We start from the raw sequence: 23,627 nt of genomic DNA, 5'->3' as shown, positions 1-23,627 counted from the left end.
ATTAAATAAAAGCGATTGGATCAATCTAAATGAACTCAAACAACATTTTTGAAAAGTCATACAAATGCAACGGCATTGATATTCTCACGTGGAGTGACGAAAATCCAGAAGTAGCTATTATTAGTTTCTCCAGCATGAACCCAGGTAAATTTGAAAGATGGAGCTGGTTCACCCAAAACAAACTTTCCAGACCTGCCGCCTATATATTCCTAAAAGATGAAGCTCAACATTTCTATCTTGGAGCGGGTAATGCTCCTGCTAGCCAGCACATAGCCGAAGAAATAAACAGCATCCTTCATAAACATCAGCTGCCCCCCCACAAAGCCATCACCGTAGGCTCATCCATGGGTGGATACGGCGCCATTTATTATGCAGTTTACTGCAATCTTGCTGCCTGCATATCCATAAACCCACAAACCAACCTAGATAGCGCGATGTTACACAAATACGGTCTGTGGACTAGAAAAATGAAAGAAGCGAGCTGGCAAGACTTGCCTTCCTTAATAGAAGCGAGTAGCCATCCTATTAACACCTATTTCGAAATCCACTATGGATTATATCCGGCAGATCTTGACGCTGCTGAAAAACTTATCAAATCTATGACCGGCAAATGCCCGAGACTCAACACGTTCAGCCACGACACCGTCGATCATGGCTGGGTTGGCTTTGACAGCAGCTCTTTGATAAAAAAACTCAACCAGCTATCTATTAATTTCTAGTCCTATCACATTAGAAAGCCGTTTTATAAAAAGTTTTTCAAGACGTTCTTTTCTCAAATACTTACTGGAGTATTCAAAATTCTGCAAACGCAGCTTATCCTTGAGAAAGACATTTTTAGAGTAGAACTTAATCTTATCTGAAACTTCATCAGGGTGCGAAACGAGTTCAAACGGGGGCGGTGGGCAATCCGCCGCTTGGCAAAACGAAGTGAGCGATATTTCATCAGCCGCACTAAAACTTATTGCTCCAGCTTTCAATGCCTCTAGCGAAGTTTGATGAAATAGTCCAGAACATACGTCATCTACGACATATTCAAATCGTTGTAGTCCATTGATAAAAATCGAATTGGTTACCGAATCTGAACCGTAAGTCTTCTTTATGTCATAAACCCCAACAGGCGACCCTTTCAGCGATTCGGCCAACTTCGGCATAAAGTCTTTAGGAACTTTTCGGCTCCATCTTGCGTCGGTTGTCCGTAGATGACCTACAAAAACAGCATTCCCCCGAATAGCTTTGGGGACAATGTTTACATCTTCAATAATGTTTGCAATTGCAATTGGGTTTTCGAAAAAACGACTATGCCCTTGTGCGACACAAAACACTGCATCGAGAAAAGTTGATTGTAGCACGTTGTAATCATGCAATGGTGCTTCAAAGGGAGGCGAGTGATAGTGGTAGCCTATGAAACAGTCGTTTTGTCTATACACCCCTATTAAATCAATAATATTTTGATCTGCAACGTTATGAATTACAATAGCATCAGCTTTCTTTACTTCATCAATTAGCAACTCAGCCCAATTTTCATAGATCCCCATTACACCTAGAGGAAGATCAAAAGAATTACTTTTGTAGCCTCTTAGGACAAATGGCACACAAGTAACGCTGCAACAGTCATTTAATGCATTTGCGAATCTAACAATAGTTCCAGCTACAGGACTTTCACTGACTAATAGTATTTTCATAGTACGAAATTCCGATAGGATAGCCCGCGCGCCATAGACTCCATCCACAATTTATCAGAACCAATATAGTCAAATATTTTTATATATGACGTCACTCTCAATAAAATAACTGTACAGCCATCACTCTTAATCCTTACCAAGTCATCGCTAACCACGCCCTGAATAGATGATCTTATATAATTAGCGACATGCTTCGAAACCGTGCCCTCCACATAAGCAAAAAAATAAAACCCCGAGGACCTGTCAAAGAACAAGTCTTGATATTGCTCTATGCCAGACCAAAGCTTCTGAAGAGACTTAACCAAGATACTCCCGGAAAAATCCGAACGAGTTTTTTTGAGAAAAAAATTATTAAGCTTGAATTTATGCAAACCAACTTTGCTTTCCAAGCCAACATCCTCGAAAAGCACTACAAACTTTTCGAGATTGGATAGCGATGGAGAAATACTATTAAGCCCAGGCAGTAAGCTGCCTGGGCAAACTATCATGAGATCATTGCAAGAAATTAATTGCTTTTTAAAACCACTTATCTCATGTAACGTAAGAAAGCTAATCCTCAGAGGCCCAATATTTGTAGGAAATAGAGCTGCCCCCCGATGAGTTTTTATTATCTTAAAAAAACTTTCCAGCTGGCTCCCCTTCTCATATATAAAGCAAACGTGCCTTCCACTATTAAAATCTGGAACAAGAAACGGACCGGACGGGTTTAGTACCGCCTCATGGAACAGCGCTTCTAGTGCAGAAGAATATCTGAACAGTATGTTTTCCCCATCACTTATTAAGTAGTCATCTACCCATTCATCAAACGCATCTGGAATTATCAGATCGAATCCTATTGTTGCTGCAGGCAACTCCTTTGCCTCTGCAACGTCCTCCCTTATGGTTGACGAAATAGGCTTCCCAACATCGTCTTCATTCTTCTTTATAAACAACGAAGGAAACTCTAAGCTTTCTGAGTCGTAAGCCCAGCCACAAATCCTGCGCTGAGTTGCTAAATCGAAATGAATATTTATCATACTAGTATCGACAAATTCGAGTCCGTATCTAGGGATTCCAACACAACTAAATTTTTACTTAAAAACTGACGCATGGCTATTATGTTCCTTAGCTGAATATGATAGACAAATTCTGGTTGTGTAGCCGAATCGTCTATCCGTCTATACATTTCCGGAGGGGGGAACTTCACTCCTAAAGTCTGGATACTTTTGTATCCAAGGAAGGTGAGGTATTGAACAGCGAGGAAGAAAGAAGAGCATCCATGATAAAATCCTTTTTCACCGTCATTCGAAAAACCATCTCTTCCCAAGCAGTTGAAAAAAAATGCTTTCCCACCAAGAACTTGGTACCCAGGCTGCTTGGAATCATAATTAAAGGTAACCAGGTTATTTAATTTCGAAAGTCTACCTTTAGATTGCTTCGCTAAAAATCTGCCATCGCCAGTAATCAGAGCCTCTACATCAATATTATTCTCTTCCAAGAAAAAATATGCGGAGTTTAATGCGTATATTTTTCTTGAAGACAACTTGATATCGTCTATAGACAGCCCTGATGCCGCCCCGACAATTAACGCTCCTTTTCTAAGATGATCCAAATTTATTTACTCCAAAACTAGTCAAAATAACTCCGCTGTACGTATTAAGTGCCCAGTCTGCATTAAGCGAAGGGTTGTAGAATGGATCGAATCTATACTTCACCCCCCATCTATCTAGCAAGAACCGCTGTTCTCTTATAGCTCTAGCAGATTTTTCTTTTGTAGAGTCCTTCCCCCTACTCGCCGACTCCGCATGAATCAATTCCGCAAACGGCGTCCAAAGAATTTTCAATCCCAGCTCATTGATCCGCAAACACATGTCCACGTCGTTGAAGGCGACGGGGTGACGGATTTCGTCCATACCCCCGATCTGAAGATATAGATCGCGGCGCAGAATCAGGCAGGCAGTGGTACAGGCGCTCTGGCGGCGGGTGAGATGGTTGAAGCCGAGGTATCCAGCGTCGTTGCGCATCCAGTTGTTGCCGGTATGGGCAGCGAGACCGTTGATGCCTATGACTACGCCAGCGTGCTGGACCATATCGTTCTTCCACAGCAGTTTTGCACCCACCGCACCGACATCGGGTCGCACGGCCAGGCTCAGCATTTCCTTGAGCCAGTTGGGATGTAGGATCTCGATGTCGTTGTTGATAAGCCCTATGTATTCACCGGTGGCGAATTCAACGCCCACGTTGTTCAGGGTGGCGTAGTTGAAGGGATAGGGATGCGGCAGAATACGCACGCCACGGCGTTTGAGGTCATCGAAGTAGGCCAGCGTCTGGGGGTCACTGGTCTGGTTGTCGACGATGATCAGTTCCAGATCCGGGTAGTCGGTCTGGGTCAGCAGGCCTTCCATGCAAGCGTGCAGCAACTTATAGGCGTCCCGGGTAGGGATGATGAGGCTGACCTTGGGCAGGCGCTCGGGCAAGGGCCAATGGGTACGCAAGGCACCCGGCAACTTGGGCTGCCGACTCAGGCGGGTACCTGGGCGTAGCCTGTCTACCAGCCAGCTCAGACGCTCCAGGCGCTCGGTCTTGCGAGCATCGCACTCGGCCGGGGTGGCCGGACTATTGGCGCTGCGGTGGCTGAGTACCTGGCTCACACGGGCGACTCGCAGATTTTCCCGTACCGTGGCAAGGATCAAGGCAGCCAGTACGCCTTCGTGATCCCGCGGCAGCTCGGGCGCCGCGTTTAGCAGGCGCACGGCGCGCTGGATGACGTCGCGACCGAACAGGGCTCCGGCGGTAAAGAGATCGGCGCCTAGGTAGAGATCCAAGTCCCAGCTAGGTTTAAACCAAGGATTGCTGCGTCGGCCTGCCGGGTCATCCTGATCACAGTCAGCGAAGGCCCAGGCTGCGGATTGTCCCTGGTCGTCGGGCTGCAAGGCCAGCGCGAGCTGGTCCAGAGCATGGGAAGGTAGACGGCTATCCAACGGCTGCAGCAGGACGGCCTCGGCTCCCTCTTCTATCAGCAACTGCAGCGAGGTGGACACGTCCTTGGGATCGGCGACGGCCTGGACGATAGATTGCAGACGCTGCTGGGCAAGGCTATCCAAGCACGCCTGCCGCTCGGTCTCGCTGGCTTCGCCGTGCAGCAAAACGGCGATCTTGGCGCTGTTCATAGCTTGTAGATACTGAGGCGCACGCTGATAGTGCGCGAACCATTCGGGATAGTGACCGAACCCTGCGCTGCGCGGACAGCGCTGGTCGTAGTCCCTCGCCAGGCGGATGAGCAGATCGCGAGGCGCCGGATCGGCCTGTTCGGGCCAATGGGCGGCGACCAGGGCACTCAGCCCTTCAGCATGGCAGCAGACGGTGATCGGACTGCCCTGCAGGGGTCGGCCCTGGTCATCCTCGATATGCACTTCGCGGCGCTCGCCGTCTCCGAATTGCCAGGGCAGCTCCAGGCTGTAGCCGTGATCGGCATCGGCGCGATAGATGAGCGCGGGGTGATGCAGATTAGCCTGGCAGCGCGCGACGATTTGATAGCCCAGGCGGGCGCGGACTTCAACGTGACGACCGGGAGTGGTGTCATCCCAGACCCAGCCGGCCACGACCAGGCCTCCGCCATACCAGACCTGACTGCCGGGCACCTTGGCCTCGGCCTTAACCCGCTTCTCATTGGGCAAGCTCAGGGGTTCGCCGATCCAAGGGCCTTCATTGGCCAGGCGAAGGGCGATGCGCCGAGCTCCGCTGAGCCAGGCTGGCTGCAGCTGAAGGGCGAAGCCGTGAAAGCCGTCGCCGGCCAGGGGATCGTGCTGATAGGTATCAGCGCGCACCAGGGCTACCGAGGCGCCGTCGATGACGACGTCCAGCGCCAGGCGCAGGTCGGGCTGAGCAGGATCGAAGGCCCAGCCCTGGAGCACATCACCATGCAGGCCTTCGATCTGGCCTTGCACGGTGACCAGAGCGGGGGCTTGGGACAATTCAGTCATGAAGAAACCTGTCGGGTAGGGCGTTGCCTAGCAGAGCGTTCAAGGGGGCGGGCAGCAGACTCAGGGGATGGGCGCCGGCTTCGGTCGCCACGGCGCCAGCAGGTGCGTAAAGGGGCAAAGCGGTATGCCGAGCGACCTGGGGAGCGAGCCAGGCGCTGGCAGGTGCTGCCTCCAAACTCAACGCCAAAGTGCATCCAGCCAGCGCGGGTATCCGATACCCAGGGATGCCGGAAAGCTCGATCAGCGGACTGACATTACCGCTGGCGAGCAGACTTCTCTCCCAAGGTGTGCGCTCGATGAGCAGAAAGCGACAGGCGAGTCCCTGGCGCCGACTCAGACGGACCACCTTCAGCCAGGCCTGTGCCATGCGCGGGTCGGCAAGCGTATCAGCGATCAGGATGTGGCCCAGCCGTGGTGCGGCGACCGTATTGAGCGGAACAGGAGAGGCGTCCTGGGTCACGGGTACCAGCGGGTGATTCATCAGCAGCGAGGTGGCGAGCGAAGCGAAGGCAGTGCGCTGTTCGGCCGCACCCTCGCAAAAGCGGATGACGGCGGATGGAGCATCCGCTACGGCCGGATCGACCAGGCGATAGGGAATGCCGATTCGTTCAGGCAACCCTTGCAGCAGCAGGGGACAGCACTCGGGCTGGACGTAGTCCAGAACAGAAGGTCGCAGATGATGCAGGTCTTCGAGCAACTGTTCACCATCGGCAGGCAGTCGGTAGTCAAGCAGCAGTGGCAAACCCAGATTGAAGACCCGCAGCTCGACCTTCAAGGCCGCATCCGCCTGATGGTAGGAGAGAACGAAAGTGGGTTGGTCAGCACCCAGGGCCATGAGGAGATGCAACCGATCAACCGGAATGACGGTAGCCGTCGCCTCGACAGCCGTTATTCGTTCGCCGAGCCCGGTGAGTCGCCTCCGTTGCAGGCGCTGCCGGTAGGGCTTAAGCGGATCGTAGCGGTAGAAGCGTTCGAACGCACGCTCCGCTCCGGGATAACGCCCGCGCAGGATGGCGTTGTTGAAGGCTACCCGTTCGAGCTTTTCCGCACCGAAGGAAACGCCACCGCGGTGAGCGACGAAGGCCCGTTGCGCCGCGACGTGTCGCCAGCCCTGGGCCTTGGCTCTGAGGCACCAGTCGGTTTCTTCGCCATAGCCGCGCTTGAGCTGGATCTCGTCGAGCAAGCCGACCTGCTCCAGTGCCCGGCGCTTGATATAGAAGCAGAAGCCGCAGCCCACTTCGATCTCGGGGGGCGGAGCGGTGTCGACGGCTGCCTGGCGATGCAGGGTACGCTGTTCATCCAACGTGGGCATGGCGTGGCTCTTGCGGCTTTCCGGGAAGCTGAGCAGCTCGCCGTTGTTGCTGAAGGGTGTGGCGGTAGCCACGTCGGCTGCGGAATAGGCCGCCTCGCGCAGTTTATCCAGCCAGTCGTCGCAGACCCGCGCATCGGCGTTCAGCCAAACCACGTCTCTGGCGCGATGAAGGGCCATGCCCCTGTTCATGTTACGGATGAAGCCCAGGTTGGCCGGGCTGCGATGGAGTTCGATCCGGCCGGCCTCGGCCAGCTCGCGCAGTGCCTGACTCAACTTTGGCTCGGGGCTTTCGTCGTCCAAGACCACCACGTTCATCGGAGTCTGGTTGGCGTCCAGGCTATCGAGCACGCCATGGATACAGGCGAGCGAGGCCTCGCGTCCGCGGTAGATGGGAATGAGCACATCCACAAGCGGTTCGATCGCTTCCACTGGTGTTTCAACCGGGGTAGGCCGCAGGGGTTCGACGGCTGCCAGGGGACTGCCCAGAACCTCGCTACCATCCGCCCAGCACAGCCGCACGCGCCCCATGGGTGCGGGTAGACGGATGCGAATGCCACCATGACGCCCTCCATTGACCGACTTGACCAACAACGGATTGGGTAGGTTGGCGACGATGGTTTGTTGGCGATCGCCCAGTTTCAACGTGAGCTTGACCGGCGTTTGTGGATGCCGGGTATCCAGCGCCCAGCCACGAATTTCCTGGCTGGCCGGATCGAACTCGACATGCCCCCAACGTCGTGGCGACAACTGCTGCAATAGCACGGCCAGCTCGTCAGCGCTGTTGACGTAAGGCAGCTGCTCGACCAGCCGCGCAGGTTTGACGCCAGGTAGCGCGATGAGCGCGCGCAAACGCAATAGCCGGACTGCGGGGGTATTACGTGCAGGATTAGCCGGGTCGGCGAGAAAATCGTAGGCGGCTTGAGATTCGCCCTTTTGCAGGAGCACATGAGCGAGCAACGCCGCTGTCTCGCCCTGCCGTGCCAGACTGGCGTTGGCTTCGGCCAAGGCCAGAAACGCCTGATCCAGCTCACCCTTCTTGAGCGACGCAAGACCAGTGGAAACCAGCGCTACCGAGCGCTGATCAGGAATCTGTAAAGCCAGTTCGAGACGCTGATTAGCCTCGTTCAGCCGTCCGGCTTGGAGCAGAGCCTGATAGTCCTCCATGAGTGTTAATTGGCTCATGGACATCGGTCTCCGCGAAAGCCAGGTGGAACAAAGTACTGCCGTTTGAAAAAAGACTTTCCGGCCCTCAGGCCGGAAAGTCTCATCTTAGGTCAACGAAACGTCGTTAGACCTGGCCGGTGATGACGATGACGCCGGTGTCGGTAATCGCAGCTTCGGCGGAGCCTACGATGCCGATAGCCACGTCGGCACGGGTGGTACCGGTAGCCAGCATCTGCGCCCAATGCACCAGGCCTTCGGCGTCTGCCGTACGATCCAAGGCATTGGTGTACAGGCTCTGGATATACTGAGCATCGCTCAACGTACCCTGGCTGGTGTACTCGGCAGAGTTGAGGAAGCCGTTGGCGATCGCGTTCAGATCACCACCGTTGCCGGCAAGAGCGCCAGTCCAAGTTTGCGCACCGGTAGCGTCGGCATCGCGATTCAGCAGCCCCTCGTAAAGGCGCAGGGCCGTCGCTTCGGCTTCCGACGAGACGACTGCAACAGAGTTGGTACCAGCGGCATCCGTCACGAACTGAACGTTGCTCAGCGTTACAGTACCCGTGCTGCCGGTCAGCACCAGCGAGTTGCTGGTCGAGGTGACGACGTAGTCCGCCAGGTTGCCGCTGACCTGGACCACATCGAAGCCGGTGCCGCCATTGACGGTGTCGCTACCATTGCCGGTGTAAACCAGGTCGTCACCTGCGCCGGTGTTAACAATGTTATTGCCGCCGTTGAGAATGACGACGTCGTTACCGCCGGCAGTGGTCACTTTGTCGTTACCGGCACCAGCGTCCACCAAGGTGTTAACGTTGTCGTTCACGGTGATGGTGTCGTCACCCGAGCCGCTGACGATAGCACGAGCGATACCGCTCGCATCGACGGTCGCCTGGGTGGTAACAGCGTTGCCTACGGTAAAGGTAATGTCCGCAGCCGAGTTGATCAGGAATACCGATGCATCGGCCAGAGCCGGACCAACAGGGATGTTGACTGCAGTACCTGCAGGGTCAGTCACATCCAGGGAAACGAAATCAGGGGTCTGCACAGCACCAGTGGTCGGATCGACGGTCAGGCTCAGCGACTTGCCGTTGTAGCCAGCCGGCGTGATGGTGGTGGTGGTGTCGTTCAGATCCAGGATCGACGAGATGGCGTCGATAGTGGTGCTGCTCAGCGAAGTGGCGGCCAGAGCGGTAGTGAAGCTGGAAGCGGTAATGGCGGCATCGTATTGCATGAAAAAAATCTCCTGGGTCGCGCGTCAGTTTGTAACTTGCGCGGAATGAAGCGGGGTTTGGGTGAGATCTTCCCTAGGAGACTGGTAGCGGGCAGCGTTCATCTCGATGCGGGGGGTGATCGATACATGTAGAGCGACGAGCTTAGATTGCCCTTGTTGGGCAGTAACTTCCTGGCCGTCCACGAGGTCCTGCGGAGGGCATCCGGCAAAGACCGCTTGGGCGTCCAGTACGTATTCGGCGCGGCGAGGCCCGACCAGAGCCATGGCCACCGCGGTAATGGGTGCGCGCTTGCCGCGCGAACCCGAAAAATTGCCGCTGAGCACGGCCGGTTGCAGGACATCGGCGACCTTGCAGCTATAGGCGATGTCCACACCCTGAGGTTTATTCGGCCAGACGACGGCGAAACCTTCGAGACGGGCTTCCTGATCGATGTGACCCACCCATTCATTGGCCGTGACGTCGCCCTGGGCCTGAACATGGCCGATCAGTTTGAGCACCACAGGGCTGCCATGACGCTCGGCACGTGCTGCCACTTCCAGGGCCTTACTGGCCACGACCGGAGCGCTGCGCTGCTGTTCGGAGCGGATGATGTCAGCGGAGGTATCGATCCGATCGACACGCAGGTCGACCTGGCGCACCGGTAGATCGGCACGCTGGTATTCGGTGATGAGCAGGGTTCCAGCACCGTTCTTGACACGCACGATCAGCGTATCGCCAAGACGGGACAGGGTATTGCGAACGACGGTTTCGCCAGGAAAGAAATCGACCGAGCTCTTGCCGATCGGGGCAGGCTGCAGGCTGATGAGGCAAGGCTCCTCGGCAATGTCCTGGGATGCATATCGAACGATATACATGCCGGGCTCGAGGGTGAGCAGCCGAGTCTTGAAGGTGAAGGGTGAATCGTCCATTTGATCCATTACGCCCGTGACCAATGTCCTTAACAGCCCCGGATAGGTGCATCCGAGCCTCGGTCAAGTGCTAACCCTATCACACTTCTTCTGTGACGGCGCCAGCTTCTTGACGTGGTCAGAATAGAAGAATTTCATTAAATCTCAACGTCAAATCACAGGTAACCACTACCGTTCGGTAGAAAAGTTCAATGGCTTTGATAGCAAAAAGCCATAAAAAAGGGCGTATTGGCCCACAACTCCGAGATCCTTAACACTTAGATTGGAAACTGCATACTAGACACCTGTGCTAGGGTGCGTTCCTTTTGGGCTCAGATCGATCGTGCGCATTCTGCATGTCTTCAAGACCTACCTACCCGACACCCATGGTGGCATCGAACACGTCATCCGCCAGATGTGCCTGGCTACCAAGGGAGCCGGGATCGATCACAGGATCCTGACACTCAGCCGGCGTCCCGTTCCGGAGCACCTCGAGGTGGATGGCATTCCCGTCCGCCGAGTCCGGCAGGACATCGACCTCGCCTCAACTGGACTTTCCCTGGCTGCTTTCAAAGCTTTCGCCGAGGAAGCCCGTGCCGTCGACCTGGTGCATTTCCATTTTCCCTGGCCGTTCATGGACGTCTTGCAGCTGCTGATACGGCCAGGTAAGCCCTATGTCGTGAGCTACCACTCGGATATCGTCAAGCAACGCCATCTACTCAAGCTCTATGCGCCACTGATGCAACGCTTCCTGGAAAACGCGAAGTGCGTCATAGCTGCAACCGAACCCTATCGCCTATCTAGCTCAACCCTGCAGCGTCTGGGTGCCAAGGTCCGGGTAATTCCCTATGGCCTCGATCCTGACAGCTATCCGGACGCGGATCCGCAACGGATGGCGAGCTGGCGCCAGCGCCTGGGACCGCGCTACCTCCTGTTCGTAGGCGTGTTGCGCTATTACAAAGGTCTGCATCTGCTGCTCGAAGCGCTCCAAGGGCTGGACTACCCCCTGGCTATCGTAGGTGCCGGCCCGGAAGGCGACGCGCTGCGTGCGCAGTGCGAGCGGCTCGGCCTTAAGAACTGCCATTTTCTCGGACGTCAGAGCGAAGAGGATCTGGCAGCGCTCTACGCAGGTTGCGAGAGCTTTGTGTTTCCCTCGCACCTGCGCTCCGAAGCCTTTGGCATGGCGCTGCTGGAAGCGGCCATGTACGGCAAGCCAATGCTCAGTTGCGAGATCGGCTCGGGCATGAGTGAGATCAACCTCAACGGGCAGACAGGGATCGGTGTGCCACCGGAGCCTGCGGCTTTGCGCGAGGGGCTGATGACACTGTGGGAGGATGCTGAGCTACGGACCCGCTACGGGCAAGCGGCCCAGGCACGCTTCGAGACGCATTTTCGCAGCGAAATCATGGCCAGCAAGCTCATCGAGGTCTATCGCGAGGCCCTTGCCTGAGTAGAACCTACCGACCTTTCAGAGCGAGGCGATAGACCTCTAGCGTCCGAGCGGCGCAGGCGTCCCATGTGTAATTGCGGGCGCGGCGCTCGCCCTCTTCGACTCGCTGACGTACTGCCAGAGGGTCGTCGAGTACTTCCAGCATCGCCCGGGCAATGGCCTTGGGCTCCTGCGGATCGGCCTGCAAGGCCGCATCGCCGACCACTTCCGGCAGCGACGTCGTGTTGGAGCAGATCACGGGGCATCGCGCGGCGAAGGCCTCGATGGCCGGCAAACCAAAGCCTTCGAACAGCGACATGAACACCAGGGCCGCTGCACTCTGCAGCAAGGCGATGACCTCATCCTGTGGCAGATATTCCAGCCATTTGCCTTCGCCCCTGGCCTCCAGAGCACGCAGTTCCTCGACCAGGATCTCGGCACGCCAGCCATTGCGCCCAACAACGACAAGGGGGTGCCGCTTGCGTAGCGCCTTGGGTAGCTGGGCATGAGCCGCAAGGACAGCCGCAAGGTTCTTGCGCGGTTGCAAGGTACCGACAAAGAGGAAGAAGCCAGGCTCCAGGCCATGCTTGCGCAGCACCTCATGACGCATGACGTCGGATTGCCGGGTGAAGTAGTGCCCGTCCACGCCGAGTGGCGTGACATGGACTCGCTCTTCCGCAATGCCCAGCAGCCTGACGATATCGCTCTTGCTGTACTCCGATATGGTGATGACCTGATCTGCCCAACCTACGCTCTGGTTGAACAGCCAATTCTTCAATCTGCGTAGCTTGAGCGTGACCCACTCGGGGTGTATCTGTGGAATCAAATCCATCACGCTAGCCACCATCGCCACGTTTTTGAATCGCGGAATGTGATGATCAGGCGCGTGGAAGACATCGACTTCGCTCGCCAGTCGCTGGTCAACCTTGTGGTCAACGCCGAGCAGCGCGTTCTTCAGGACGAACTTGGGAAAGTGCGGCGCCAGGCTCGCAGGTACACCACAACCCAGGGTCGGCGTATCCACGCCGAAGGTGTAGGGCCTGACCTGAACGTCCGGGCAGGACTCAAGCGCTTGGGACAGCGATTGAGTATAGATACCGATCCCATCAAGGTGGCCCTTGGCCGTCCCGGAAGACCATACCGTCGTCCCCAGCCCAACCTTCAACGTCGTCAACGACTACCCCCCAAGGATACGTACAGATTCTCGAGGGTCTGCTCCAACGAAATCAGCGCTCTATCTCCTACGATCTCGCGCAGGCGTACATCGCTGCCGCGGAGCGTTGGAATCTCGTTAGCCCGAACGAAAGCCGGATTGACCCGGACCTCTATCGAGTAACCGGCAATGCGCTCCATCATCTCGATGATGGTCCGCAGCGCCGTCGCCTTACCCGAGCAGACATTGACCGGGCTCGAACGATGGTCGCTGTCGAGCAGCCCAAGGTATGCCTGCGCCAGGTCGCGAACGTCGGAGAAATCTCGACTCACGTCCAAATTGCCCAGCTCGATCAAGCGCTCTCCGCGGGCGAAATGACCGACGATCTTTGGGATAAGGAAACGCTCGTCCTGGCCAGGTCCGGTGTAGTTGAATGGCCGGGTGATGACGATGGGCAGACGGTCGTACCAGGTGGCGACCATATGTTCCATGGCCAATTTGCTGCAGGCGTAGTGATTCACTGGTGCCGGGCAGACGGACTCGTCGATCACTTCGATGCCCGGAGTCCCATAGATGTTGGCGCTACTGGCAATCAGCACACGCTGTGGTTGACGCTCGAGAGCGCCGAGCGCCTCCAGCAAATTCAAGGTGCCGAACAGGTTCACCCGGTAGAAGGCTTCCTGATCGGCATGCCCGACAAAGGCCAGCGCCGCCAGATGGATCACCCAGTCCGGTTGCGCCTGACCTACGGCAGCGGCAACCGCCGCCTTGTCGGTGAGATCGCATGCCAGGGTGACATCCGCATCGGTAGTACCACTACCGAATCCGACTACCTTGAATCCCCGCGCCTTGAGCGCCTGGATCAAATAGCGTCCCGTAAAGCCCGATGCGCCTGTGACCAGAGCGGTTGGCATGCCTATCCCCTTAGTTAGAACGAGAAGCCTTGTTCGTTGCGACGCAGGTCAGCCTCGACCATCATCTGGCAGAGCTGCTCCAGGGTGGTCTTGGGCTCCCAGCCCAGCTCACGCTTGGCCTTCTCGGGATTGCCAATCAGCAGATCCACTTCAGCGGGACGGTGGAATTTCGGATTCACGGCCACGACCTTCTTGCCGCTACGGGTGCAATAACCTTCTTCCTTATCGCCTTCGCCCTTCCACTCCAGCTGGATATCTACGGCCTTGGCCGCCAAGCTGACGAAGTCACGCACGGTCTCAGTGCGGTTGGTGGCCAGTACATAGGTGTCCGGCTTGTCAGCCTGGAGCATGCGCCACATGCCCTCGACGTATTCCTTGGCGAAGCCCCAGTCACGCTTGGCGTCAAGGTTGCCCAGCTCCAGCACGTCCAGCTTGCCCAGCTTGATCTTGGCGATGCTGTCGGTGATCTTGCGAGTCACGAACTCGCGGCCGCGCAGCGGAGATTCGTGGTTGAAGAGAATGCCGCTAGTGCCGAAGATGCCGTAGGACTCGCGGTAATTGATGGTCATCCAGTGGGCATAGAGCTTGGCCACGCCATAGGGGCTGCGCGGATAGAAAGGCGTGCTCTCGATCTGTGGAATCGCCTGGACCTTACCGAACATCTCCGAAGTGGACGCCTGGTAGAAGCGGATCTTCGGATTGACGATGCGGATGGCTTCGAGCAGGTTCACTGGACCTACGCCGGTGATCTCGGCGGTGGTGACCGGCTGGTCGAAGGATACGCCGACGAAGCTCTGGGCGGCCAGGTTGTACACCTCGGTGGCCTCAGTGGTTTGCAGCAGACGAATGCTGGCCGATAGATCGGTCAGGTCGTACTCGACCAGATGCAGATTAGGATGGCCGGCGACGCCGACCTCTTCGATCCGCCAGAAGTTAACCGAGCTGGTGCGACGATAGGTGCCATAAACGGTGTAGCCTTTTTCCAGCAGCAATTGAGCCAGGTAGGCCCCGTCTTGGCCAGTGATGCCGGTGATGATTGCTTTCATGGTGCTCTCTTTGATATTCAACTTGAACGTTAGCGACTGTGTAGTACCGATGGCCGGCCTAATGCCCGGTCGGTTCATCCGGATATTCGAAGTACCATTTTGCGTCACGGATAGTGCTCAGCAACTGCTTGCCACTTTCCTCCCAACTCAGCCATGGAATGGCGCCTGAGTCAGGAACGGTCTCGCTACGATACAGCTCGAGCCAGGCTTTGACTGCCTCAGCCAAAGCTTCGGGCTCATCGCCCTTGAAATAAACCGCCTGATTGGCAGCCACTTCCCTGAACACGGGTATATCGCGAGCAATCAGTGGCAGCCGTTGCTGAGCGGCCTCAATGAGTGGCAAGCCGAAGCCTTCCGCCTCTGACGCGGCGACAAGGCAATGGCTATGCCCATAGAGCTGCTCGAGGAACTCATCGCTTACCTTATCGAGCCAGAACAGCCGTTTGCCGGCCTCGACGTGGTGCGTGAGCGTGCTGGCCAACTCGTCGACCATCCACCCTTGCCGCCCCGCAATCACCAGGTTGACTTCCTCACCCTGCTCCCAAAGCCGTTCAAAGGCGCGCAGAGCTTGCGCATAGCCCTTGCGCGGTTCGAGGGTTCCGACCATCAGAAAGCTTGGGCGCGCCTTGAGCTGCTCCCTGATAGCAACAGCATTATCAGGCACGCCTTTGGACGGCTCGGATTGAGCAAGATCCGCTCCAAGATGGAACCAACCCACGTGGAGAGGCAAAAGACGGGGTTTGCGGGTTTCCTCAAGCCACGCCTTGAGTTCGTCGGCTACGCTGCGAGAGATGCAAACGACACCATCCGCATCCGTGACGGTCTCGAGCCAGACACGATAGTTGTCAGAAACCTCGCTGGAAAAGTACTTGCTGGCTTTGATCGGCAAAAGATCATAGACAACAAAATAGACGCGAACCCCAACGTCTCTGATTCGCCTGAGATAACTTCTCTTGGACTCGATGATGTTGTCCTGGAAGTCGAGACCCAGAAAGATATCGCCCGCACGGGGATCGATGGGCTCTCCTTCTTCGAAAAGGATTTCAGCCCCGCCACTGAACTTCGCCGTGTGACGATAGCAGTCATCTACCGTGGCATAGACCGGACAGAAGCGATATCCAGTCAAAGCATGGGTTTGCCAGACCTTCAAAAGACTACGAACGACTCGTTGTATTCCACTGCGCGAATCACGCTGATAGAGCTCGGATACATCGACATAAAGGAGTTTGCCGTCTTCACTGCGCGGCAGAATCCTGCTGGCGCAAAGCGCGGTCGTCATTAGCTCTTCATCATTTTGCGGCACTATGTCCTGCAAGGCCGCGATCAGTTGATCGCCAAGATCGACCGTCTTCTGTTCTGCGGTCGAAAACTCGCTTTCCAGCCTTGCCAGGGCGGTCCGGGCACTGTGGTCCCAAGAGAATTTTTTCGCCTGAGCAAGGCCATGCATCTCCAGCCGCTCGCGAAACACGTCGTCAGAAGCCACGCGCTCGATCATGCGCGCTATTTCCTCGACGTCAAAAGGATCGAAGAGTGCCTCTGTCAGACCGATGACCTCTGGAACACTTGAGGTGTTCGCACCGATCACCGCCTTGCCACATGACATGGCCTCCAATGCCGGAAGACCGAAACCCTCATGATATGACGGGAATACGTAAAACTTGCAATTGCAGTACAGCCAGAGCATTTCATCGTCATTGATATGCCCGGTAAAGACCACATCGCTATTGCTAAGCCCTACCGACTTTACATAGTTCTCCAGAGAATGCCGATGATCAGCAGGCATTCCGCCGGCCAACACCAGCTGGAGTTGCTGCCTGACTGTATCCGGAACGCGACTGAATGCCTCTATCAGACGGTTAATATTCTTGCGCGGGTCAGAAGCGCCACTGTACATCACGAAACTTTTGGAAAGGGTAAACTTATTGCTGGTTTCTTTACTGAATAGCTCGGTGAATTCCTTATACTGGAAAGCTGGATCTACCGCAGCCGAAATATTGACGATGCGATCTTCCGGAATCCCAAGATGCTGGACTCCCTCTTCCTTGGAAGATTCAGAAATGGCAAACCAGAGATCTGCCTGCTTCATATGATCTATTTTGTTCGAATACCAGGCCTTCACACGCTTGTCGGCGAGGTATTCTTTTGCATACAGCAAAGGAATCAGATCATAGAGAATGACCGCGGTGCGGGCGCTGCGAGAAAATGACCCGACACTGGTGACAACGTTGTCACCGGCCCCTTCGACCAGGCTACTAACGATTACCACGTCCGGATCGAGGGAAGCCAGAAACGCCTCACGCAGCACTTCCGAAGTGATTCGCCGGGCATCATTGGCAGCATCGAGGAAATGAACAGGACTGAGGGCATGCCAAACGACGATGTGTTCTTGTGAAAGCATGCTATCGAAGGTCTTGCGAATGGGTTCGATCGTTTCAGGAAAGAGCCCATTGAGTGCTAACACAATCTCGTGACCACCGGACTGAGCCTGTCTGATGAGCGCCTTGGTAAAGGCAACCGTGTATCGTCCAATGCCACGAAACCGACTGCCGTTCTGAGCGCCTTGTAAATCCACAACGATACGCATCAGGCCTGAACCTCTGGCGCTTTCTGTTTCAATTTGAAGTAAATGTCTCGGGCTGTTTTGGGTAGTTGCGACACATCCAAAACATCTTGATCGGCCTGCAGTACCGGAACAGCTTCACCCATCGCGGCGTCTTCGATCAATCCTTCTCGAGCAGCAATGGACCTCAAGCGGGCCTTGAGACCGGGAAAGGTATTGAGAACTCGAAGCCCAGTACGGGTGGCGCCGCCATGGGTGATTACCGTGCGAAGAAGCGAGACGGTAGGGCGATAAAGAAGCCGTTTACCAGCCATCTTGACGGATCGGCTGGTTCGCAGAAACTCGACCAAGGCGCGTACAGGTTCTGAAAGTCGCCAAGAGGTACTGTTCAGAACGAGTGCCAAATGCTCCTGCGCCTGCGTCGCCTGCAGCCACCAATGATGAGAATTCTGTTGCGACGCTTGCAGGGCCTGCTCGGTCTCCCGCTTGGCGCTCATGGCCTCCAGCAACTTGATGCGATACTCGGCGCATTCAAGTTCAAAGCTCTTGGCCCGATTGTCAGCTTCTAGCGCCTTGATTCTCCAGGCCTGAACGTCAGCTTCACACTGCTGTTTGAGCACGTTGCCATCGGAAAGAGAAGTGGTAATACGGTTCTCGAGCTCTGTCGACTCCAGTCCGAGTCGTTTCAATTCACCTTCGAGTCGAGCATATTCGACCTTAAGATCGCCGTAGGCGCTGCGGTCTTGCCATTGACTTAGGGTAATGAAATCATCAAAAACATTGGGAGGCTTGGCAAAGGCTGCAGCGAGCTCCCGATGTTCGACTGCCAGATAAAAGCGATTCAAGCCATCGAAATAGACCATTTCGTAGCCAAAATCGACAATCAAGCTTTCCCAGTCTTCGAAGTTCTCTTGCTGAGACAAGGGCTCTGTAGATTCTACGACAATGATCCAAGGACGAAAACGACCGAGATCAAGTCCCTTCAATACGTCCTTTTCCGCACCTTCGACATCCACCTTCAGAAAGTGTATGTCACCAACCAGATGCTGTTCCAGAATACTGTTTAAAGTATCCAGCTCTACTTGCCGAATGACCGTATCGAATCCGCGCTCGGCGCGATGCCGCTCAACCAGAGACGCATCCTGCGTGGATAATCCTGTGTCAGGAATGTCATAGAACGTGATTGCACCCTTTTCGGCGCCTGCGGCGATCTTCAGATTGATATCTTCAGGACGCTGGTGCTCCAGTCGCGCAAACCACTGGGGTACCGGCTCTATGTTGATACCCCGCCAGCCTGCATCATAAAAAGCTTTGGTCACCGAATGTTCGACCGGGTCATTGGCTCCGACATCGACATAAAAGCCTTTTTCGACTGCGCTCAGCGCACGCCGCAGGATTACATCCTCATAGTTCTGAGCGTACGAGATCATCTTCATAGCGCTTTTATCTCAATATCCGATTTGAGCCAGTTATTGCCTACAAAAAACGTTTTGTCCAAATTCGAAACACTGAAAACCAAAGCGAGGTCGCGCCATTCATAATTAGCGGTCAAATGTGTTTCTTTGTCGACCAAGGCCGTTTGAACCGAGTAGCTGCCCTGCCCGAGATCTGCACGGAAGCGAATATTGAATTCGTACACGTCTCCGGGCTTTGGAGAATGTATTACCTGATCAGTATACCAGGTGTTGACCCCATACATGACTTGGCCAAGACGATCCTTGATTCCGTAGCCCAATACCAGCGTTTCAATGGCCGCGAAGACCCGGACCTTTATACGCAAGTTTACCGACTCACCAACATTGACAAAATCCGCCGGCTGATTCTTGTCATTGTAAAGCGTAATACTTTCAACTCGCGCTTCGCCTGTCCCAGAACTTATCTGGACTTGACCGCTGTCGAGTTTTTTGATTTCGACCTTTGAGTTCTCCTTCTCGGCGATAATGGCATTGTAATAATCCATCACCTCTTCAGGAGCGCCGTCTTTCAAGATACCGCCTTTCTCCAGCAGTATTGCCCTGTCGCACAGAGCCTGAATCGAATTTCGATCGTGAGATACAATAAGCAAAGAGGTACCCTTGCTTTGAAATTCGTTTATTCGGCTGAAGCTTTTGTGCTGAAAGTAGGAATCTCCGACTGACAAGGCTTCATCCACGATCAGAATCTCGGGACGGAAGGCGGTGGCAACAGAAAATGCCACGCGCATCTGCATACCACTGCTGTAGGTTCGCACGGGCTGATCGAAGTATTCGCCAATTTCCGCGAAGTTTTCGATGTTCTGTATCTCAGCGTCGATCTGCTCTGCCGTAAAGCCCATCAAACCCGCCGCGTAGCGGGCATTCTGGCGGCCAGTCAGCTCAGGGTTGAACCCCATACCTAACTCCAATATCGCCGCGATGCGCCCGTTGACCTGCACACTGCCTTCAGTAGGTTGCAGCGTACCCGTAATCATCTTCAGCAAGGTGCTCTTGCCAGCCCCATTCTGCCCAACGATACCGATGGCCTGACCTGGTTTTATTTCGAAATTGACATCCCGAATTATCCAATGCTCATCAACGGATCCGGTAGGCAGACCAAACCATTTGCCGAATCGTTGCCATTCAGATCTATAAGTTCGATAGGCTTTACCGAGATTCTCGACTTTTAGCAGGCTCATAAGACATCCACCATTTCAGCACTGGCTCGCCTGAAAATGAAGAGTCCGACAAGCGCGAGGAAGATCGAAATAACGCCGATATACACAAGACTCATGGCCTCCGGCTGGGTACCGTAGACCAAGACATCATGGTACGAGGTGATAATGGGCAGCATAGGATTCCAGACCAGATAGCTGCGGTACTCTTCAGGAATTATATTGGCGGGATAAACTACCGGCGTAAACCAGAACATCAGCTGCAGTAATATAGGTACAACCTGACCCACGTCACGCACGAAAACATTTATCACACCCAGTAACAAACCGATACCTATAGCCAGTGCTACGATGGCCAGCACTAGCGGTATCAACCAAAACACCGCCAATGTCAGAGAGTGGCCCAGGAAGAGAAAAACAATCACTGCCGAAACGAAGAGCAGCACGTTGTTTAACAGGCAGGAGCCGATAATAATGGTGGGAAGGGTGATCTTGGGAAATCTCATTTTTTTCATGAGATTTCCCTGATCGATGAATACCGTCAGACAACGGCCTACAATTTCAGCAAACAGCGACCAGCCCAGGGTACCTGCCACCAGATAAATAGCATAAGCATACTTATTATCGATCCCGGGCAATTTTGCTGCCAGCACGTTGGAAAGGATGAGTGCATAGATGGCAACTTGCACCAGAGGATTGATGATCATCCATAGTCCACCCAATTTGCTACGTGCAAATCGCGACCGAAATTCATTACCTATGGAAGAGGTGATGAATGTTCTGTAGGCCCAGATGCTTCTCAGCATGCCTAGCATTTGATAATCCCCGTCGGATTGTGATTCTTAGGAATAGCGGTGCTTGGCCTGACGGCAAAGACGTCTGAGCGCACACCATGGAAGGTCTTGACGCTTCGCTTCACCCTTAACGCCATCGCAATGGCAGTCTCTCGGCGGCGAAAAGCGCCTTGGGAACGATGAACGAAAGGCGCGGCCGTAGCGCTTCCGCTGGCTGGAATGTCACTACTGCTAATGGTCATCACCGCCGATTCTCTACTTCGCTGAAACGCAGTGCGTGCCTTGGAGAGGTGTGGTCTAAAACAGTTCATCCCTGTCCTTTTAGGAGCTCTTGAGGCGCTTCCGACCTGGGTGAGCCGTCAATCGCATGAACAGACGCGAGCGGTCCCATAAGGAAGGGGCGGGATTTTAGCGCATTGAACGCCAGTATTGAGCAGTCACATGCCACATCAATGGCGGTTCCAGACATGACGTGCGGGAAATGCCAAGTACCGCCAAGGTCCGGGCCGATGCGCGAAAGGATCGGTTGATCGAAAGATGCGGACGGTGGGTTTAGCAAGGAAGCCGCCGGTCTAAACCGTCCAAAAGGCCTTACAGCCAGACGAAAACCGTCACGGACCTCGCCGCCTTGTTGGCGATGCGTCAATAGACCACTACACCACCCGTCAGCCATCCGCCTACTTCTGCTAAAGAAAATTCTTCGTCTTCGGATAAACCGTTTGGATGTCGGTCATCTCGGCCCATTGCGTTTGCAGGGCCGCCGGCCACCCATTGCGGTTGCTAGTGCCCTGAGATCACCGCTCGACAAATCGGCTCATCGACAAAGCGGCATGACATGACGAACCCTTTCTTCCAACGCATTCTTGCTACATCCAAGCCATTGCTGGTTTGCGCGGCGATGGTAGGTTGCGGCTCCCAGGTCCACGCCGAATCCGTTCACCTCGTTGGCCTCAATCTGTCCGGTGCGGGGTTTGCCTCCCAGGTTCTACCAGGTGTGAACGGCACTCACTATATCTTCCCGGTCGAGAGCTACTTCAGCCAGTGGAGTAGCCGGGGAGTGAAGCTGATCCGCTTTCCCATCCTGTGGGAGCGATTGCAGCCAACCCTGGGAAGCTCTTTCGATCCGACCTATGCGGCCCTGATCGACCGGACGTTCAGCTACGCCAACAAGTACGGCATGAAGATCATTCTAGATCTGCACAACTACATGCGCTATCGCGGTGTAGTGATCGGGACGGGCAACGTCTCCTATGCCCATTATCAGGACGTCATGACACGGATTGCCCAGCGCTGGAGTACGCAGCCCTCCCTGTACGCCTACGACATCATGAATGAGCCCCATGATGCAGTGGCCCAATGGTCAATCGCCGCCCAATACGGCATCAACGGCGTAAGGACGATCGACTCGACTCGACCCATCATGATCGAAGGCAACGGTTGGGCCGAGGCTACTCGCTGGCCACAATGGAACGATCCACTGCTGGCGCTGAAGGATCCGGCAAACAACTTGATCTTTCAGGCGCATACCTATTTCGATGGCGTGGGTGGTGGCGGCAACTATGCCGATACCAGTGCCAGCGCCTATGCCGATGACTACGGTATCGAACGAGTCAGGCCTTTCGTGGAGTGGCTCAAGAAGAACGGCAAGCGCGGCATGATCGGCGAATTTGGCATTCCAGACAGCGATCCGCGCTGGAACGTCATCATGGGCCGGATGCTCGCCTATCTGAAACAGAACTGCATGCCCGCCACCTATTGGGCAGCCGGGCCCGGCTGGGCGAACTACAACCTTTCGGTGGAACCTATCAACGGTGTGGATCGCCCTCAATGGGCCACCTTAAAGGCCTATCTGGACGATTCGACCTGCCCACGAATCGGTCCTTTGTCGAGCACGAACGAAACCGCGACTGCGGTGGACAATTCAGGCTACGAAAGCTTAATCGCCGGGGTATATCGCGATTATCTGGGACGAGAAGCCGATCAGGCGGGCTTAACGTACTGGGCCACCCAGATGGCGAACGGCAGCATGACGCTGGCAGGCGTCATCAATGCCATCATGGCCAGCGCCGAGTATCAAAATCGTACGACTGTCGAGCGACTCTATCAGAGCTACCTGGGGCGCAGTGCCGATAGCGCCGGTTTGAGCTATTGGTCCAGCCAGTTGAACAGTGGAGCCATGACGAGCAATGCCATAGCCGCGGCCCTGATTGGCAGTGCCGAATACCAAGGGAATCTGCAAGGCACAGTCAACCAGCTCTATGTGTCTTATCTGGGACGCAATGCCGATCAGGGGGGCCTAAGTGGCTGGGTACAGCAGATAACAAGCGGAGCCATGACCATCGCAGCCGTCAAGGCCGCCATTGCTGGCAGCTTGGAAGGCATCGCTCACGCTCAGGCGGCGATCCAGCAGCTGTATCAAACCTATCTGGGTCGCGATGCCGATAGCGGCGGCATGAACACCTGGATGTCTCAGGTCACTAGTGGCGCCATGACCCTAGACGATGTGGAAACCGGCATTAAGAACAGCGCCGAATACCGGCTGCGTTAGTCTTGATAGGACTATAGTAGGCGAAAACTGCCATTATTCAGCGGAACCTGCTCAGATTATGTGGCTCGGGCATAGACCAGTTGGGGCTACCTGACGAGCACCTGATGCGGTCAGCGCTTGCAGAAGTGGATCCAGGCGCTGATCGCATGGCTCACGCACTGCAGGTTCCGAACCACTGCTGATGCACACATTGTTCCTTAGGCGTGTGGATAACACGCCTGATCAGGCCGTTCTGCTGAGGGCACTGCAATGCAATCAGTTCTTGGAGCAAACCGCAATTGCGCACGAGTGTTAAGTGGTACGCCAGGTAAACACCAT

General features: G+C 55.0%; 17 protein-coding genes. 3 read left to right on the top strand and 14 right to left on the bottom strand.

Going from position 1 to position 23,627, the window contains the following annotated elements; translation table 11 throughout:
* Nucleotides 1-29 precede the first annotated feature (29 nt).
* On the top strand, nt 30-719 hold the full coding sequence (locus tag ACWPW1_RS01535) for a YqiA/YcfP family alpha/beta fold hydrolase (RefSeq protein WP_434775491.1): 690 nt from the start codon (nt 30-32) through the stop codon (nt 717-719).
* Here the strand turns inward: ACWPW1_RS01535 and ACWPW1_RS01530 are convergent.
* The 7 genes from ACWPW1_RS01530 to ACWPW1_RS01500 form a co-directional block, all read right to left on the bottom strand.
* Nucleotides 702-1,682: a hypothetical protein gene (locus tag ACWPW1_RS01530; protein ID WP_434775490.1), complete on the bottom strand. Its 981-nt coding sequence runs from the start codon at nt 1,680-1,682 to the stop codon at nt 702-704. The genes ACWPW1_RS01535 and ACWPW1_RS01530 overlap by 18 nt on opposite strands.
* The gene (locus tag ACWPW1_RS01525; protein ID WP_454252296.1) at nt 1,679-2,698 is read right to left on the bottom strand and encodes a hypothetical protein; all 1,020 of its coding nucleotides are present in this window, start codon (nt 2,696-2,698) and stop codon (nt 1,679-1,681) included. The genes ACWPW1_RS01530 and ACWPW1_RS01525 overlap by 4 nt, the downstream gene beginning before the upstream one ends.
* Nucleotides 2,695-3,273 carry a hypothetical protein gene (locus tag ACWPW1_RS01520; RefSeq protein WP_434775488.1) on the bottom strand — a complete coding sequence of 193 codons (579 nt, stop codon included), beginning with the start codon at nt 3,271-3,273 and terminating at the stop codon, nt 2,695-2,697. The genes ACWPW1_RS01525 and ACWPW1_RS01520 overlap by 4 nt, the downstream gene beginning before the upstream one ends.
* On the bottom strand, nt 3,260-5,644 hold the full coding sequence (locus ACWPW1_RS01515; RefSeq protein WP_434775487.1) for a glycosyltransferase: 2,385 nt from the start codon (nt 5,642-5,644) through the stop codon (nt 3,260-3,262). Before ACWPW1_RS01515 ends, ACWPW1_RS01520 begins: the two co-directional genes overlap by 14 nt.
* Nucleotides 5,637-8,138: a glycosyltransferase gene (locus ACWPW1_RS01510; RefSeq protein ID WP_434775486.1), complete on the bottom strand. Its 2,502-nt coding sequence runs from the start codon at nt 8,136-8,138 to the stop codon at nt 5,637-5,639. The genes ACWPW1_RS01515 and ACWPW1_RS01510 overlap by 8 nt, the downstream gene beginning before the upstream one ends.
* A gap of 106 nt (nt 8,139-8,244) precedes the next feature.
* On the bottom strand, nt 8,245-9,348 hold the full coding sequence (locus ACWPW1_RS01505; RefSeq protein WP_434775485.1) for a DUF4214 domain-containing protein: 1,104 nt from the start codon (nt 9,346-9,348) through the stop codon (nt 8,245-8,247).
* 24 nt (nt 9,349-9,372) lie between these two features.
* Nucleotides 9,373-10,257, bottom strand: a complete 885-nt coding sequence (locus tag ACWPW1_RS01500) for a cell wall-binding repeat 2 family protein (protein ID WP_434775484.1) — start codon at nt 10,255-10,257, stop codon at nt 9,373-9,375.
* Between the two features lie 322 nt (nt 10,258-10,579).
* On the opposite strand from ACWPW1_RS01500, the gene ACWPW1_RS01495 reads away from it, so the two are divergent.
* Entirely contained in the window at nt 10,580-11,686 is a 1,107-nt protein-coding gene (locus ACWPW1_RS01495; RefSeq protein WP_434775483.1) for a glycosyltransferase, read from the top strand.
* A gap of 7 nt (nt 11,687-11,693) precedes the next feature.
* Here ACWPW1_RS01495 and ACWPW1_RS01490 read toward each other — a convergent pair whose 3' ends face one another.
* Genes ACWPW1_RS01490 through ACWPW1_RS01460 form a run of 7 tightly spaced genes read right to left on the bottom strand, consistent with a single transcriptional unit; the run spans nt 11,694 to nt 20,782 of the window.
* A complete protein-coding gene (locus ACWPW1_RS01490) occupies nt 11,694-12,830 on the bottom strand; it encodes a glycosyltransferase (RefSeq protein ID WP_434776678.1) in 1,137 nt (378 codons plus the stop codon).
* A 5-nt stretch (nt 12,831-12,835) separates the two neighbouring features.
* Nucleotides 12,836-13,732: an NAD-dependent epimerase/dehydratase family protein gene (locus tag ACWPW1_RS01485; RefSeq protein ID WP_434775482.1), complete on the bottom strand. Its 897-nt coding sequence runs from the start codon at nt 13,730-13,732 to the stop codon at nt 12,836-12,838.
* Between the two features lie 14 nt (nt 13,733-13,746).
* Nucleotides 13,747-14,778, bottom strand: coding sequence for a GDP-mannose 4,6-dehydratase (gmd, locus tag ACWPW1_RS01480; RefSeq protein ID WP_007159973.1), 1,032 nt, complete (start codon nt 14,776-14,778; stop codon nt 13,747-13,749).
* A 58-nt stretch (nt 14,779-14,836) separates the two neighbouring features.
* Nucleotides 14,837-17,362, bottom strand: coding sequence for a glycosyltransferase (locus ACWPW1_RS01475; RefSeq protein ID WP_434775481.1), 2,526 nt, complete (start codon nt 17,360-17,362; stop codon nt 14,837-14,839).
* Nucleotides 17,362-18,774, bottom strand: a complete 1,413-nt coding sequence (locus ACWPW1_RS01470) for an FkbM family methyltransferase (protein ID WP_454252295.1) — start codon at nt 18,772-18,774, stop codon at nt 17,362-17,364. Before ACWPW1_RS01470 ends, ACWPW1_RS01475 begins: the two co-directional genes overlap by 1 nt.
* Nucleotides 18,771-19,991 (bottom strand): Wzt carbohydrate-binding domain-containing protein, encoded by a 1,221-nt coding sequence (locus ACWPW1_RS01465; RefSeq protein WP_434775479.1) that lies wholly within the window; start codon nt 19,989-19,991, stop codon nt 18,771-18,773. The genes ACWPW1_RS01470 and ACWPW1_RS01465 overlap by 4 nt, the downstream gene beginning before the upstream one ends.
* On the bottom strand, nt 19,988-20,782 hold the full coding sequence (locus ACWPW1_RS01460) for an ABC transporter permease (RefSeq protein WP_434775478.1): 795 nt from the start codon (nt 20,780-20,782) through the stop codon (nt 19,988-19,990). Before ACWPW1_RS01460 ends, ACWPW1_RS01465 begins: the two co-directional genes overlap by 4 nt.
* Nucleotides 20,783-21,596: 814 nt before the next feature.
* Between ACWPW1_RS01460 and ACWPW1_RS01455 the strand changes: the two genes are divergently transcribed.
* The gene (locus ACWPW1_RS01455) at nt 21,597-23,309 is read left to right on the top strand and encodes a DUF4214 domain-containing protein (protein ID WP_434775477.1); all 1,713 of its coding nucleotides are present in this window, start codon (nt 21,597-21,599) and stop codon (nt 23,307-23,309) included.
* The last annotated feature ends 318 nt before the right edge of the window (nt 23,310-23,627 follow it).

This window comes from Pseudomonas sp. Marseille-Q7302 (genome assembly GCF_965111925.1).
Note: the sequence above shows the minus strand (reverse complement) of the source record. Positions and strands in the feature narration are given on the sequence as shown.

Coding starts and splice junctions, on each gene's coding strand:
- ACWPW1_RS01510 (WP_434775486.1), bottom strand. CDS start 8,138: ATGAGCCAATTAACACTCATGGAGGACTATCAGGCTCTGCTCCAAGCC.
- ACWPW1_RS01475 (WP_434775481.1), bottom strand. CDS start 17,362: ATGCGTATCGTTGTGGATTTACAAGGCGCTCAGAACGGCAGTCGGTTT.
- ACWPW1_RS01485 (WP_434775482.1), bottom strand. CDS start 13,732: ATGCCAACCGCTCTGGTCACAGGCGCATCGGGCTTTACGGGACGCTAT.
- ACWPW1_RS01525 (WP_454252296.1), bottom strand. CDS start 2,698: ATGATAAATATTCATTTCGATTTAGCAACTCAGCGCAGGATTTGTGGC.
- ACWPW1_RS01530 (WP_434775490.1), bottom strand. CDS start 1,682: ATGAAAATACTATTAGTCAGTGAAAGTCCTGTAGCTGGAACTATTGTT.
- ACWPW1_RS01465 (WP_434775479.1), bottom strand. CDS start 19,991: ATGAGCCTGCTAAAAGTCGAGAATCTCGGTAAAGCCTATCGAACTTAT.
- ACWPW1_RS01500 (WP_434775484.1), bottom strand. CDS start 10,257: ATGGACGATTCACCCTTCACCTTCAAGACTCGGCTGCTCACCCTCGAG.
- ACWPW1_RS01460 (WP_434775478.1), bottom strand. CDS start 20,782: ATGCTAGGCATGCTGAGAAGCATCTGGGCCTACAGAACATTCATCACC.
- ACWPW1_RS01455 (WP_434775477.1), top strand. CDS start 21,597: ATGACGAACCCTTTCTTCCAACGCATTCTTGCTACATCCAAGCCATTG.
- ACWPW1_RS01515 (WP_434775487.1), bottom strand. CDS start 5,644: ATGACTGAATTGTCCCAAGCCCCCGCTCTGGTCACCGTGCAAGGCCAG.
- ACWPW1_RS01470 (WP_454252295.1), bottom strand. CDS start 18,774: ATGAAGATGATCTCGTACGCTCAGAACTATGAGGATGTAATCCTGCGG.
- ACWPW1_RS01535 (WP_434775491.1), top strand. CDS start 30: ATGAACTCAAACAACATTTTTGAAAAGTCATACAAATGCAACGGCATT.
- ACWPW1_RS01505 (WP_434775485.1), bottom strand. CDS start 9,348: ATGCAATACGATGCCGCCATTACCGCTTCCAGCTTCACTACCGCTCTG.
- gmd (WP_007159973.1), bottom strand. CDS start 14,778: ATGAAAGCAATCATCACCGGCATCACTGGCCAAGACGGGGCCTACCTG.